This is a genomic window from Nocardia sp. NPDC005998 (assembly GCF_040614395.1).
Lineage (GTDB): Bacteria > Actinomycetota > Actinomycetes > Mycobacteriales > Mycobacteriaceae > Nocardia.
In genome coordinates this window covers 225076-238499 of record NZ_JBEXUI010000004.1, presented here as the reverse complement: position 1 = coordinate 238499, position 13424 = coordinate 225076, and the positions used below count along the sequence as shown (strand labels likewise).

Sequence of the window (13424 nt, the reverse complement as noted above, 5' to 3'; positions counted from 1 at the left end):
CACGAGGGTCACCACCATCGCGGCGATCACTCGGCGCCCTCCGTCGCAGTGACCGGATGCGCCAACCGCGGCAGCACCGACTCCCCGTACGCCTCCAGCGTGGCCGTCTTGGCGTCGTGCTGGAGGTAGACCGCGAACTGGTCGACGCCGAGCTTCTCCAGTTCGTGCAGCCGGGCCACTTGCTCGTCGGGCGTGCCGATCAGGCAGAAGCGATCCACGATCGCATCCGGCACGAATTCGGCGTGCGTATTGCCCGCCTGGCCGTGCTCGTTGTAGTCGTAGCCGCGGCGGCCCGCGATGTAATCGGTGAGCGCATGCGGAATATCACCGTCGGTACCGTATTTCGCGACGATATCGGCGACGTGATTGCCGACCATGCCACCGAACCAGCGGCACTGTTCGCGGGCGTGCGCCATCGCGGCGGCGGATCCGTCGGTGACGTAGGCCGGTGCGGCAACACAGATCTTCACCGATCCGGGATCGCGGCCCGCCTGCTCGGCAGCAGCACGGACCCGGGCGATCGTCCACGCGGTGATATCCGGATCGGCCAACTGCAGGATGAATCCGTCCGCGACCTCACCTGTCAGCTCGAGCGCACGCGGCCCGTATCCGGCCACCCACACTTCCAGTCGCGAGGCACTGGCCCACGGGAAGCGCACGATGGTGTCGTCGACGCGGGCGCTGCGGCCATTGCCGAGTTCCCTGATCACCTCGATCGCTTCGCGCAATGTCGCCAAGGTGGCCGGTTTGCCGCCGAGGGTGCGGACCGCGGAGTCGCCGCGGCCGATACCGCAGATGGTGCGGTTGCCGAACATATCGTTGAGCGTCGCGAAGGTCGACGCGGTGACCGTCCAGTCCCGGGTAGACGGATTGGTGACCATCGGGCCGACGACGACCTTGCGGGTGGCGGCCAGTATTTGGCTGTAGATGACATAGGGCTCCTGCCACAGCAGGTGCGAATCGAAGGTCCACACATGCGAAAAGCCGTGTGTCTCCGCCTGTCTGGCCAATTCGACCACCCGCGAGGCGGGAGGTGTGCATTGCAGCACCACACCGATATCCATGCGGCACTCTCCATTTCGGGTCAAGAACGTCGGCCGTTTCGAATGGAACGTGGGCCGTTCGAGTCGGCGGCGTCAGATCAAGTTCTGCGACAGTTCGCGGACGATGAACCGGCCGTGCCCGGCAGTGCCCAGATAAGCACCGTCATCGATGATCACGCGGCCGCGTGAGAGCACGGTGTCGACGTGCCCATCGATCTCGAAGCCCTCCCAGGCCGAGTGGTCCATATTCATGTGGTGGGTCTTGCCGAATCCGATGCTGGTGTGCCCGTTCGGGTCGTAGATCACGATGTCGGCATCCGCACCCGGGCTGATGACACCCTTGCGCGGGTACATCCCGAACATCCGCGCGGGCGTGGTGCAACACACCTCGACCCAGCGTTCCAGCGAGATCCAGCCGTTCTTCACACCCTGGAACATCAGATCCATCCGGTGTTCCACACCGCCGATCCCATTGGGGATCTTGCTGAAATCGCCGACGCCGAGCTCTTTCTGATCCTTCATGCAGAACGGACAGTGGTCGGTGCTGACCGAGGTGACCGCACCGGTGCGGATATAGCGCCACAACTCGTCCTGATGCCCTTCGGCCCGCGACCGCAGCGGCGTCGAGCACACCCACTTGGCGCCCTCGAAACCCGGTGCGCCCAACTGCTCTTCGAGTGAGAGGTACAGATACTGTGGACAGGTCTCACCGAAGACGTTCTGCCCGTTACCCCGTGCGGCGACGATCTGTTCCATCGCCTGCTTGGCCGAGACATGCACGACATACAGCGGTGCATCGGTCAACTGCGCCAACATGATCGCGCGGTGGGTGGCCTCCTCCTCCATCTGCCACGGCCGGGTGACGCCGTGGTAGTACGGCGAGGTCTCCCCGCGCGCCAGCGCCTGTTCGACCAGCACATCGATGGCAATGCCGTTCTCCGCGTGCATCATCAGCAGTGCGCCGAGGTCGCCCGCAGCTTGCATGGCCCGCAGGATCTGGCCGTCGGTGGAGTAGAAGACGCCGGGATAGGCCATGAACAATTTGAAGCTGGTGACGCCCTCGGCCACCAATTCGCTCATGCCCTTGAGGGATTCGTCGTTCACCTCACCGATGATCTGATGGAATCCGTAGTCGATCGCGCAGTTGCCCGCCGCCTTCTCATGCCACAGACCGAGGGTGTCCTGCACCCGCTCCCCTGGCTTCTGCACGGCGAAGTCGACAATGGTCGTGGTACCGCCCCAGGCGGCGGCGCGGGTGCCGGTCTCGAAGGTGTCGGACGCCTCGGTGCCGCCGAAGGGCAGCTGCATATGGGTGTGGCCGTCCACGCCACCGGGGATCACATATTTGCCGGTCGCATCGATGACCACGTCCGCCGATGCGGTCAGGTCGGCGCCGAGCGCGGTGGAGCCGGGCTGTAGGACCGCGACAATGGTTTCGCCCTCGATCAGCACATCGAGCAATTGCGATCCGGTAGCCGAGACCACCGTGCCGCCGTGAATGAATGTTTTCGTCATATCGATATCACCAGCCTCAGGGAGCCACCAGTGGTCCGTAGGCGTCGGGGCGGCGATCGCGATAGAACGCCCAGCGGTCGCGCACCACCTTGATCAGATCCATATCGAGGTCACGGACCACCAGTTCGGGATCGGTGTCCGAGGCGACGTCTCCGACGAATTTACCTTCCGGATCCACGAAATAGCTGGTTCCGTAGAAATCGTCATCGCCGTATTCCTCGATGCCGACCCGGTTGATGGCGCCGATGAAATATTCGTTGGCGACCGCCGAGGCCGGTTGCTCCAGCTTCCAGAGGTAGCCGGACAGGCCGCGTGAGGTGGCCGAGGGGTTGAAGACGATCTCCGCGCCCGCCAGACCGAGTGCGCGCCAGCCCTCCGGGAAATGCCGGTCGTAGCAGATATAGACGCCGACCTTGCCGACCGCGGTGTCGAAGACCGGCCAGCCCAGGTTGCCCGGTCGGAAGTAGAACTTCTCCCAGAACCCCTTGACCTGCGGAATGTGGTGTTTGCGGTATTTGCCGAGGTAACTGCCGTCCGCATCGATGACCGCCGCGGTGTTGTAGAGCAGACCCGATTGTTCCTGCTCGTACACCGGCAGAATCATCACCATGCTCAGTTCCTTGGCCAGGGCGGCGAATCGCTCGGTGGTCGGCCCGGGCACCGATTCCGCGTATTCGTAGAACTTCGCGTCCTGCAATTGGCAGAAGTACGGGCCGTAGAACAACTCCTGGAAGCAGATCACCTTGGCGCCCTGCGCGGCGGCCTGACGGGCGTAGTCCTCGTGCGCCTTGATCATGGACTCTTTATCGCCGGTCCAGTTGGTCTGGACGAGCGCGGCTCGAACGATTCCCATGCTTTGTTATACTTCACTGCGAACCAATTCGGTTGTGTTACAAGATTGCGGAAACAGTTTCGTAGCCGTAAACCTTGGGGCCGGTCATCGTTCCGGCGCTGTGCCCGACGCAGAATGACGCTGTGAACTTCGACCCCGCTACCGCGCCGCAGGTGCCCGCAGACAATGTGCGAGACACCCCGCAAGCACCTGCCGTAGCCGGGTCCGGCCTGTTCAACACCGATCTCGATGATCGAACCCCGGCGGGAATCGCGGCCGCGGTGAGCCGCCGGATTCGTTCCGGTGCCATCGCACCCGGGTCGAGGCTGCCGACCGTGCGCGAAGTCGCCCGCGAGTTGCGGGTCTCCCCCGCCACCGTCAACCAGGCTTGGCGGGCGCTGGCGGCCACCGGCGCAATCGTCGCGCGAGGGCGCGCGGGCACATTCGTCGGCGAACGCCCCGCCACCCGTCCGGCACCGCCGACAGGCCGCTACCAGCGCCTGCATCCCCCCTCGGATAGCGCCTTCCGCATCGATCTGTCCCGCGGCACCCCCGATCCGGAACTACTGCCGGACCTGGTCGCCGCATTGCACACGATCACCGAGCACGGTCGCGGCGGCGGTCTGGCCGCCGACTACCTCGATGCGGCCGTGCTGCCGGAGCTGGCCGCCAAGGTGCGCGCCGACTGGCCCTTCCGCGCCGAACGTCTCGCGGTGCTCGACGGGGCACTCGACGCCATCGACCGACTGCTCACCAGTCATGTCCGCCTCGGCGATGCGGTCGCGGTCGAAGATCCTTGCTTCCCACCGTTTCTCGACCTGCTCGCCCGTCTGGGTGCGCGGGCGATTCCGGTTCGTATGGACGAATCCGGCCTCCTACCGGACGATCTCGACCGCGCCGTGACCGAGCACGGTGTCACCGCCGTGATATTGCAGCCCCGTGCGCAGAATCCGACGGGTGCCTCGCTCACTACCGCCCGCACGCGCGAACTGACCGATATCCTCGCGGGCACCGGCACCCTCGTCATCGAGGATGACCACTCCGCCGGAATCGCCTCCACCGCATTGCGTTCCCTCGGATCGCGACTGCCGAACCAGACGGTGCACATCCGCTCGTACTCCAAATCGCACGGCGCGGATCTGCGTCTCGCGGTGGTTGGCGGTCCGGCCGATCTGCTCGACCCAATGATCGATCGCCGCATGCTCGGCCCCGGCTGGACCAGCCGCCTGCTACAGCGTCTGCTGCTCACGATGCTCGACGACGACACCGCCCTGCGTACCGTCGCGGCCGCTCGCACCGAATACCGCAGGCGCGCAACCGAACTCCGCCGTGCCCTGGCGCGCAGGGGCATCACCGTCGCCCGTGGTGACGGCATCAACCTCTGGTTACCGGTCGCCGACGAGAACGCGGCGATGATCTCCCTGGCCGCCGCGGGTATCAAGGCCGCACCCGGGCGCCCCTTCGAGGTCGAGGACCACCCGCACGGCGACCACCTGCGCATTACCGTCGCCGCAATCGCCGACGGCGAGTTGGACTGGCTCACCAGCGAACTCGCCGCCGCGACCACTGCCGCGCCCACCTACCGCCGTGTCCGGCGCGGCTAAGACCCCGGCTCGAGGTCGAAGCTGGTCGAGCCGCTATTTCCGGCCGGAATTATCGGCAGCACCACCGACGACGGGTGCTCGGCATCCTTATAGATGGTCTGCGTCGCGGGCTGTGTCCGGGCGCTGTCACCGAAAGGTTCGCCGGTATTCGGGTTCGGCGCGTACTGCGGATAGTCGCTGCTGCTGATGGCCACCCGGATCCGGTCGCCCGCGTTGAACTGATAACTCGTCGGCCAGATCTTGATGGTGAACGCATACGGCTGACCGGGCACCAGGGCGGCGGGTTCGGACAACGAGTCCCGGAATGCGGCGCGGATGATGCCATTGTTGAGGTTGACCGCCGATCCGTCGGATGCGACCACTTCCAGCCGCGCGACGAAGTCGGTATCCGGTGCGGTGGACGATGCCCACAACTTGACGGTGATCGGACCGGTGACCTCGGTATCCGCAGTGAGTGGATCGCTCGTATAGGTGAGCACATCCGAACGCTGCTCGACCGCCGACTGGTCGAACGGTCCCTGCGGGCCCGAGCCCACCGAACAGCACGAATGTCCGCCGATACTCGGTGCCGGAGAGGCCGGGTCGTAGACATACCGGTCGAGCGCCGCGGGTCCGTTCGGCGCCCGCTCGACCAGTTTGCCGACCCTCCCGGCCACGCTGTTGGCGCCACTATCGGCGAAGTAGTATTCCTTCCACTGTGTTTGCGGCAGCGGCCAATTCGGCGCCGACTTCCAGCGATTCGCGCCCATGAGGAAGTAGTCGACGCGCGGTTTACCCGATACGCCGTTGTCCTGTCCCTTCAGGAAGTGGTCGAACCACGCGAGCATCAACTCGTTGATCGGACTGTCGCCGACCGCCCCCAACTGCTCGAGTCGAGGCGCGATCGTCGAGGTGGGCCGTCCCCAACCGAGGTGGTCCCACGGGCCGATCACCAATCGCTGGTTCTGCCGCGCCTGCGGGTCGCCGCCGCGCTCGACCATGCCGGTGAAGTTCTCCACGCCGCCCGCGAGGAAGGCGTCGTACCACCCCTCGATATCGAGCACCGGCACCCGCACATTCGGGTAGCGGTCGCGGATGCTCCACTGCTTCCAGTAGTCGTTGCGCACCGAGTTGCGGATCCAGTCGAAGTACCACGGCGCGACGGCCGGATTGCCCGGTTGCAGCGGCGGAAAGTCCTTGTACGGGCGGTAATTCAGCCATGCGGTGATGTTCTGCAGATCCGTGCCCAGTTGGTCCGCGGTGGCCTTGTCGGCACGCTGCTCGGCGGATTCGAGTCCGATGGTGCCCATGGCCCATGGTTCGACAAAGCCGAGCCGGTATGCGCCGCCCTCGTAGGTCCAACCGTCGTAATAGTCGGAGGCGGTATTGGCGGGCACGATGGTGCTCAGATGCGGTGGCGTCTCGATGGCGGCAAGCCATTGCGTGGCACCGACATACGACGAACCGTACATACCCACCTTGCCGTTCGAACCGGGCAGTCGCGCGGCCCATTCCACCGTGTCGTAGCCGTCGTGGGTGTCATTGCCGAATTCGGTGAAGGTGCCCTCGGAATTCCCGATGCCGCGGACGTCCTGGACGACCACCAGGTAGCAGTGCGAGGCGAACCAGTCCGGCGGTCGATAGCGCGAGGGCTGGATCTGGGCTGCGGATTTGCCGTACTGGGTGCGCATCAGCACCACCGGCACCGGATCGCTGGTCTGCGGACGGTACACATCGGCGCGCAGGATCGTGCCGTCGCGCATCGTCGCCGCGACATCGGTCTGCTTGTCGACCGCACACGAACCCCGGTCTTCGTTGGGCGGCCAAGCACCCTTATACGATGACGATTTCGTATCCGTGCTCGCGGTGCACCCGCCGACCAACGCACCGACGCACACCACGGCGGTGAGCAGACGAACGATGGCCCACCCGCCACCGGGCCGCCACCCCTCATCGAATCGCTGCGCGATGCTGCCGAATGCGTATCCGGACAAGTCGATACACCTCCTGCGGAGGCGGTATCACCGGAGATTCAGTACGTGCCGAGCCATGGGTCGATCAGATGTGCCTCCGTCGCAGCCATGCTAACCGACACCTCCAGCCGCTTCCGCTGATTTTCCGCCCGGCCCAAGAGTATTCACCGGGCTGAATACGTCCGCGTTCCTGTTGCGACGCAGTCGTAATGCACCATCTCGTTCCGCGCGCGGCGCCGAGATGGAATGATCCGCTGAGCATCGCCCGATGCGATACCTAACAGAAGGAGACCTCGACCGGTGAGCAGCGACGTGCAGGCGCGGCAATTCGACCACCATCAGCCCACCAGGCGCCAGCCTCGCAGAGTCGGGTCCGCCCTGCTACGGGGCCTCGGCGTATTCGCTGTCGGCACCGCCCTCGCGATCTTCGCCGCGGGCGGCGTCTCGGCGAATCCGGGCAGCGCGCCGGTCGCCGGATGCGTGGCCCCGGATATGGTCAAGCCCGAGATCAAGCAGTGGGACGCCGAACCCGCGGTGTCGATCAATACCGGCGCGACCTACACCGCGAAGCTGGAGTCCACCTGCGGCACGGTGACCATCGCCCTGGATGCCGCCCGCGCCCCGCGCACGGTGAACTCGTTCGTATTCCTGGCCGGGCAGAGGTACTTCGATCACACCCAGTGCCACCGCATGACCACCAGCGGCATCTTCATCCTGCAATGCGGTGATCCCAGCGCTACCGGTATGGGCGGCCCGGGCTACCAGTTCCCGAACGAGAACCTCGACGGCGCCACTTACCCCGCTGGCACGGTCGCCATGGCCAATGCCGGCCCCGACACCAACGGCAGCCAGTTCTTCCTGGTGTACAAGGACTCGCCGCTGCCGCCGAACTACACCCCCTTCGGCAAGATCACCGGCGGAATGGACGTCCTGGAGAAGGTCGCCAACGCGGGTGTCGTGCTCGGCACCGAGGACGGCCGTCCGAACGCCGATGTCATCCTGAATTCGGTCACCACGACCCAGAGCTGATCGATTCACCCCCGGTGGCGGTGCCGTTTCGTGCGGCACCGCCACCGCTGGTTCTGCCGAGATGCGACCTCATAAGACGTCCCTAGTGGTTGCGAGAGGCGATGGGGCGGGACGGATTTGCGACCACAGACTTGACTTGGAGTGCACTCCAAGTCATAGCGTTGGATGCGCACAGTCGTCTAGAACCAGAGGATCACTTCATGGAACTCGGTTTTCATCTACCGATATTCGATATCGATGGCGGTACGACGGCCATCGCCGGTGAACTCGCCAGGGTGGGCGCCGCGGCGGAGGCGTCCGGTGCGACCTGGCTGTCGTTCATGGACCACTACTTCCAGATCGAGCCGACCGGTCTACCGGCGGAGTCGAACATGCTGGAGGGCTACACCACGCTCGGCTACCTGGCCGCGCACACCTCGCGCATCGAACTCGGCCTGCTGGTCACCGGCGTGACGTATCGGCATCCCGGTCTGCTCGCCAAGATCGTCACCACGCTCGATGTCCTGTCCGGTGGCCGCGCGGCACTGGGGTTGGGCGCCGCCTGGTTCGAGCGCGAGCACCAAGGGCTCGGTGTGCCGTTCCCGCCGATCGCCGAACGGTTCGAGCGGCTGGAGGAGACACTGCGGATCTGTCAGCAGATGTGGGACCCGCAGAACAACGGACCCTTCGACGGCAAGTACTACCAGTTGGCCGAGACGCTGTGCTCGCCGCAGCCGATCAACCGGCCCAAGGTGCTCATCGGCGGCAGCGGCGAACGCAAAACGCTGCGGTTGGTCGCACAGTACGGCGACGCCTGCAACCTGTTCGGCTCCTCCCCGGAGGAGGTCGGCCACAAACTCGACGTACTGCGACGGCATTGCGACGAAGTCGGGCGCGACTACAACGAAATCCGCATAACCATGATGGCCAATAATCCGCGCCCGGATCCGAACACTCGCGACGAATTCGTTCGGCAGATGGCCGATTACGCCAAACTCGGCGTGCACACCGTCATCATCATCCCGACTACCGGCTCCCCGGCCGCCTGGATCGACGCCATGGCTCCCGCCGTTTCCCAGCTCGCCGATCTCTGAAACCGGTCTCGCTACGGCACAGGCCTTTTCGACACCCCAGACGCGCGATCGTCTCCGTGTGGTGGCGAAAGGGCCTGTGCCGTCGAGGATGTGACGCGCCCGACTCGCGCAGGGGTAACCGCAACAGCGGGATGTGGATAGGGTGCTGACATCTGTACCGAACAGAGGAGCGGGTATGCACGCGAACTGTCGGAGCAGGCCGGGCGTCTCGTATCGCGTGCGCATTCGCGCCGGTCTCGCGGGAATGGTCGCCGTCGTGCTCGGCGTCGCAGGCGTGGCGACCGCAGGTGCGGCGCACGCCGACCGTGCGGTGGGCGAACTGGTGTCTTCGATCGCGCAAACGCCCGGTTGGGGCGGGTTCGATCGGGTCTCGGTGCTCGAATATGTCACCGAAGGCCCGGCCGGTGCCACCACAACGGCGACGGGATTGCTGTTCACTCCGATTGGCACACCGCCGCCCGGTGGTTGGCCGGTCATCGCCTGGGACCACGGCACCAGCGGCATGGGCCCGCAATGCGGAATCACCACCAAGCAGGCCAGGGGTGACGCCTCGTATCTGCACCGGCTGCTCGACCAAGGCTATGCGGTGGCCGCGCCCGACTATGTCGGCTTACATCCCGGTGCCGCGACACCACATCCGTACCTGCAATCGCGCACCGAAGCCACCGCGACCATCGACCTGGTTCGCGCCGCACGCACCGCCGATGCCAACCTGTCGACGAGGTGGGCGGTCGTCGGTGTCTCACAGGGCGGACACGCGGCGCTGAATACCGGCGCCCTCGCCCCGACCTACGCCCCCGAACTCGACTTCCGCGGCACCGCGGCCTTCGCACCACCCGCCAACCTGGAGCACACCATCGCCCTGGCGGGCCCATACGTGCCCCAAGTACCCGTCCTGGACGGCGTCACCGCCAATATCGCCGCCGCACTCGACGGTATGCGCTTGGCCTACCCCACCGCCGATATCGACAGCTACTTCACCCCGGCCGGCATCGCCCTCATGGACCGCCTGGCCACCCTGTGCGTAGCCGATTGGCCCGCCCAGGCCACCGACCTCCCCCTCGGCTCCTTACTCGCCAAACCACTGCTCACCGGCGACTTCCCGGATCGCCTGGCCCACTACCTTTCCGTCCCCACCTCCGGGTACCGCCAGCCGCTACTCATCACGCAGGGCCTCGACGACACCACCGTCCCTTACCCCCTGACCGCCGCCCTACTCACCGAATTGACCGCATCCGCAACCCGCTACGAATTCCACACCTACCCCACCGGCCACCAGGGCATCGTCGAAGCCTCCTGGCCCCAACTCATCCCCTACCTCACCGGCCTGTTCACCTAGACGCACGAATCCCCCTCCGACGCAACAGATTCAGCCTGGCAGGACGGATCGAGATGGATACCTCCCAACGCTATCGCCACTTCGCCGAGGTCGAAGCACGAGGCAACTCGCACGGTCAGACGCTGGACTGGTTCGTCGACGGGCTCCGGGCGTAGGTCAGGCGGGTGTGTTGTTCAGGAAATGGACCGCTTCCCACAGGTGGTCGTCCGGGTCGGCGAAGTAGCCCGCGTAGATGCCCCAGGGGCGGGTCAGGGGTGGGCGGACGATGGTGCCCGCCCGCTTGTTCGGCCTGGTGCAGGATCAGGTCGACGTCTTCTCGACTGTCGAGGAACAGGCCCAGGCTGATCGGGGATCCCGTGACGCGTTCGGGTGGGATCCCGGCGTCCAGTGCCAGGTCGGTGCGGGCGTACAGGGACAGGATGAGGCCGTTGTCCAGGGTGAACATAGCTACCGAGCCGCCCGGGTACTGCTCGTCGCGGACGAATTCCGTGCCGATGATGCCCGGTGAGGACAGGCCGAGGCCGTCCCGGTAGAAGTGTAGGGACCGTTCCAGGTCGCGCACGGCCAAGGTGATCGCGTTGATATTCGCCTTCATACCGATCCTCCTGATGCTCGAACAGTGGCCGGGGCAATGGCCCCGGCCACTGTTCAGTCAATGCGAGCGGAATCCGGAAGTCTTGAACGAATCGGACGCGCCCGGCCCGGCGGTTCAGTCGAGGCGAAGCATATCCGGCCAGACCCGCGACCAGGGCTGGCGTGCGGTACAGCGCCAGATGGTTACGTTGCGGGTGACATCCGGGTAGCCCAAGCGTGCGTCGACGCGTCCCACCGAAGCCAATTCACTACAGGCCGTGTGCATTTCGTCCTCGGCATTGCCGACCCACAGCACCGTGGTGGCGGAATCCGGCGGAGTGCCGAAGTATCCGAAGCCACGGTTGGGGCTGTAGACGGCGGGCAGTCCGTAGCGCTGCCTATCGATATCCAAAGCGCTTGCCTGCCAATAGGAATCGGCAATGATGACGGCATCGGACCGTTGCACTTCCGGCAGCGCCAGATAAGCATCAGCGGTCGCCTCGCGCAGTTCCGGCCAGCCGAACCTGCCATAGAGGCTGATTTTGATACTGGCCTCGGCCTGGCTGTCGACCGGATCGATGGACGACTCGGGCTGCCACGGCATAGCGAAAGCCGCGATCGCCGCCGAAACCGCGACGAGCGCAACAGTCACGTACCTGCGCCGCCGCGCCGTATTCGCGGTCCAGCGCACCGCGCCCGCCGCCATTACGGCCGCATAGCATCCGGCCGCGTAGTAGGGGCGACCGTTGGTGGCGATGAACACCACCATCAGCAGCGGCGGGACCACCGCGAGGAATCGATACAGCCGCAGCGATTCCCAGCGCAACAGCGCCCAGATCCCCGTGATCAGCAGTACCCCACCGAGTAGACCGGCGAAAGCCAGCGCCATCGGCAGCCAGGTGTACCGGCCGCCGGCCGTCGACTGCTCCGCCGCGACCACCGCACCCAATCGCAGCTGCGGCCAGTCGTGCTCGATCTGCCACATCAGCGTCGGAACCGTCACCAGCACGACCAGCCCCGCACCCACCCACAGCACCGGCCGCCGCAGCAGCTCCCGCGGACCATAGATCGCCACCCCGATGGCGACCGCGACCCAGAAGAACGGAATCAGCCATTTCACCTGGATATCCAGCGCGGTAGCCAGCGCTGCCCATAACAACAGACTGTCGCGGCGCGTGCGCACCCACCGGATCAGCAGCCAGCTGATCAATACCCACAGCGCCGTGTCGATCGTATTGGTAGCCAATTGAGTTCCCTGCACGAGCAGGAACGGCGAGGTCGCATACGCCACCGCGGTCAACACCTGCGCATTCCGCGACCCGCCGAACTCCCGCGCGATCTGCGCACTGATCAGCACCGCGGCAACCGTCACCAGCGCGGCCGGAATCCGCAGGGCCACCAGCGATCCCGGCGCGATCAGATCCATCAGCCTGGCGATCGCGGGCAGCACCGGCCCCTGATCAGCATATCCGAATGCGAGTCTGCGCCCGGCCGACAGGAAATACAGTTCGTCACCGAAGAACCCGTACCGCCCCAGCGAGGCGAACAGCATGATCGCCGCCACCGCCGCGATCGCCCCGACGCCGAGCCAGGCGAACGGCGGTGTCGCCGCGCCGCTCTCGCGCTGCTGAACTTCGCTTTCCATCAGATCAGTCATCGCTTCCCCTCTTACCGGTCGCCACATCGAATAACCGGCACACATGGGCCGAATAGGTTGTCATATCGAAGTCCTTGTCCCGAATGGCCCGCCCGGCCGCGCCGTCGATGGCATCACGGATCGACATGGCCATTACCCGCGGATCGAAGTCGCCGAATTCACCGCGCCGCTGCCCCTCCCGCATGATGTCGACGAGCGGCTGGATGATCTCCTGTTCACCCTCTGCCGAGGCGAAGCGCGGCTTGCCGTCCGCATCACGCAGATTCAGCACCACGTCGATCAGCGCCGCGACGTACCTCTTATTCGCATCGATGAACTGCAGATTCGACCCGATATAGGCGAGCAACTGATTGTGCGCACCCTCCGCGGCCATGACCGCGGGCGCGATGTGCTCGCCGGCGGACACATACAGCTGGATGACCAGCTGCTCCATCAGCTCGTCCTTCCCGGCGAAGTGATACGAGATGACTCCTTTGGAGATCCCGGCATGCTTGGCGATCCGCGCCAGCGAGGCACTGCCGTACCCCACCTCGGAGATCACCTCCACCGCCGAAGCAATGATCTGCCGCCGCCGCGCCTCCTCGATGAACGACCGCCGCTGACCAACCGTCTCATTTTCTGGCCGCACGGCCAAATTTTAGGCGGCCCGGATGAAAGGCCACATCAACCCCAAGGATGACTCCCACCTACCTCGCGAGGATGACCGAGCGATCACCTGAAGCGGCCCCTGCTATTCGCGACCACCCCGGTGTGGGATCACCCCCTGAAACGCCGAAAGGCCGCGCTCCCAGCGGAAGCGCGGCCTTC

General features: G+C 65.4%; 11 protein-coding genes. 4 read left to right on the top strand and 7 right to left on the bottom strand.

Translation table 11 applies throughout. From position 1 onward, the window contains the following. Positions 1–26: 26 nt before the first annotated feature. The 3 genes from ABZ293_RS09465 to ABZ293_RS09455 all read right to left on the bottom strand — a co-directional run bounded on the left by ABZ293_RS09465 (position 27) and on the right by ABZ293_RS09455 (position 3411). Positions 27–1064, bottom strand: coding sequence for a TIGR03842 family LLM class F420-dependent oxidoreductase (locus ABZ293_RS09465; protein WP_355178933.1), 1038 nt, complete (start codon positions 1062–1064; stop codon positions 27–29). A 72-nt stretch (positions 1065–1136) separates the two neighbouring features. Beyond that, on the bottom strand, positions 1137–2558 hold the full coding sequence (gene hydA, locus ABZ293_RS09460; protein ID WP_355178931.1) for a dihydropyrimidinase: 1422 nt from the start codon (positions 2556–2558) through the stop codon (positions 1137–1139). A gap of 16 nt (positions 2559–2574) precedes the next feature. Beyond that, positions 2575–3411: a nitrilase-related carbon-nitrogen hydrolase gene (locus ABZ293_RS09455; RefSeq protein WP_355178929.1), complete on the bottom strand. Its 837-nt coding sequence runs from the start codon at positions 3409–3411 to the stop codon at positions 2575–2577. Between the two features lie 122 nt (positions 3412–3533). Here ABZ293_RS09455 and ABZ293_RS09450 point away from each other — a divergent pair, with 122 nt between their 5' ends. After that, on the top strand, positions 3534–4994 hold the full coding sequence (locus tag ABZ293_RS09450; protein ID WP_355178927.1) for an aminotransferase class I/II-fold pyridoxal phosphate-dependent enzyme: 1461 nt from the start codon (positions 3534–3536) through the stop codon (positions 4992–4994). Here ABZ293_RS09450 and ABZ293_RS09445 read toward each other — a convergent pair. Continuing rightward, a complete protein-coding gene (locus ABZ293_RS09445) occupies positions 4991–6736 on the bottom strand; it encodes a CocE/NonD family hydrolase (protein WP_355179123.1) in 1746 nt (581 codons plus the stop codon). The genes ABZ293_RS09450 and ABZ293_RS09445 overlap by 4 nt on opposite strands. 510 nt (positions 6737–7246) lie before the next feature. Here ABZ293_RS09445 and ABZ293_RS09440 point away from each other — a divergent pair. The 3 genes from ABZ293_RS09440 (at position 7247) to ABZ293_RS09430 (ending at position 10387) form a co-directional block, all read left to right on the top strand. Next, the gene (locus ABZ293_RS09440) at positions 7247–7975 is read left to right on the top strand and encodes a peptidylprolyl isomerase (RefSeq protein WP_355178925.1); all 729 of its coding nucleotides are present in this window, start codon (positions 7247–7249) and stop codon (positions 7973–7975) included. A 200-nt stretch (positions 7976–8175) separates the two neighbouring features. Further along, complete coding sequence (locus ABZ293_RS09435; RefSeq protein ID WP_355178923.1) at positions 8176–9048, top strand: LLM class F420-dependent oxidoreductase; 873 nt, start codon at positions 8176–8178, stop codon at positions 9046–9048. Positions 9049–9223: 175 nt separating this feature from the next. Then, entirely contained in the window at positions 9224–10387 is a 1164-nt protein-coding gene (locus tag ABZ293_RS09430; RefSeq protein ID WP_355178921.1) for a lipase family protein, read from the top strand. Positions 10388–10502: 115 nt separating this feature from the next. Here ABZ293_RS09430 and ABZ293_RS09425 read toward each other — a convergent pair whose 3' ends face one another. From ABZ293_RS09425 to ABZ293_RS09415, 3 genes are all read right to left on the bottom strand, one after another. Continuing rightward, positions 10503–10982, bottom strand: a complete 480-nt coding sequence (locus ABZ293_RS09425) for a VOC family protein (RefSeq protein ID WP_355178919.1) — start codon at positions 10980–10982, stop codon at positions 10503–10505. Positions 10983–11096: 114 nt separating this feature from the next. Beyond that, entirely contained in the window at positions 11097–12617 is a 1521-nt protein-coding gene (locus ABZ293_RS09420; RefSeq protein WP_355178917.1) for a glycosyltransferase family 39 protein, read from the bottom strand. Further along, the gene (locus ABZ293_RS09415) at positions 12610–13245 is read right to left on the bottom strand and encodes a helix-turn-helix domain-containing protein (RefSeq protein ID WP_355178915.1); all 636 of its coding nucleotides are present in this window, start codon (positions 13243–13245) and stop codon (positions 12610–12612) included. The genes ABZ293_RS09420 and ABZ293_RS09415 overlap by 8 nt, the downstream gene beginning before the upstream one ends. Positions 13246–13424 lie beyond the last annotated feature (179 nt).

Excerpts from the sequence above, each read along its gene's own strand:
- hydA (WP_355178931.1), bottom strand. The coding sequence starts at position 2,558 with ATGACGAAAACATTCATTCACGGCGGCACGGTGGTCTCGGCTACCGGA.
- ABZ293_RS09445 (WP_355179123.1), bottom strand. The coding sequence starts at position 6,736 with ATGCGCGACGGCACGATCCTGCGCGCCGATGTGTACCGTCCGCAGACC.
- ABZ293_RS09420 (WP_355178917.1), bottom strand. The coding sequence starts at position 12,617 with ATGACTGATCTGATGGAAAGCGAAGTTCAGCAGCGCGAGAGCGGCGCG.
- ABZ293_RS09465 (WP_355178933.1), bottom strand. The coding sequence starts at position 1,064 with ATGGATATCGGTGTGGTGCTGCAATGCACACCTCCCGCCTCGCGGGTG.
- ABZ293_RS09425 (WP_355178919.1), bottom strand. The coding sequence starts at position 10,982 with ATGAAGGCGAATATCAACGCGATCACCTTGGCCGTGCGCGACCTGGAA.
- ABZ293_RS09455 (WP_355178929.1), bottom strand. The coding sequence starts at position 3,411 with ATGGGAATCGTTCGAGCCGCGCTCGTCCAGACCAACTGGACCGGCGAT.
- ABZ293_RS09430 (WP_355178921.1), top strand. The coding sequence starts at position 9,224 with ATGCACGCGAACTGTCGGAGCAGGCCGGGCGTCTCGTATCGCGTGCGC.
- ABZ293_RS09435 (WP_355178923.1), top strand. The coding sequence starts at position 8,176 with ATGGAACTCGGTTTTCATCTACCGATATTCGATATCGATGGCGGTACG.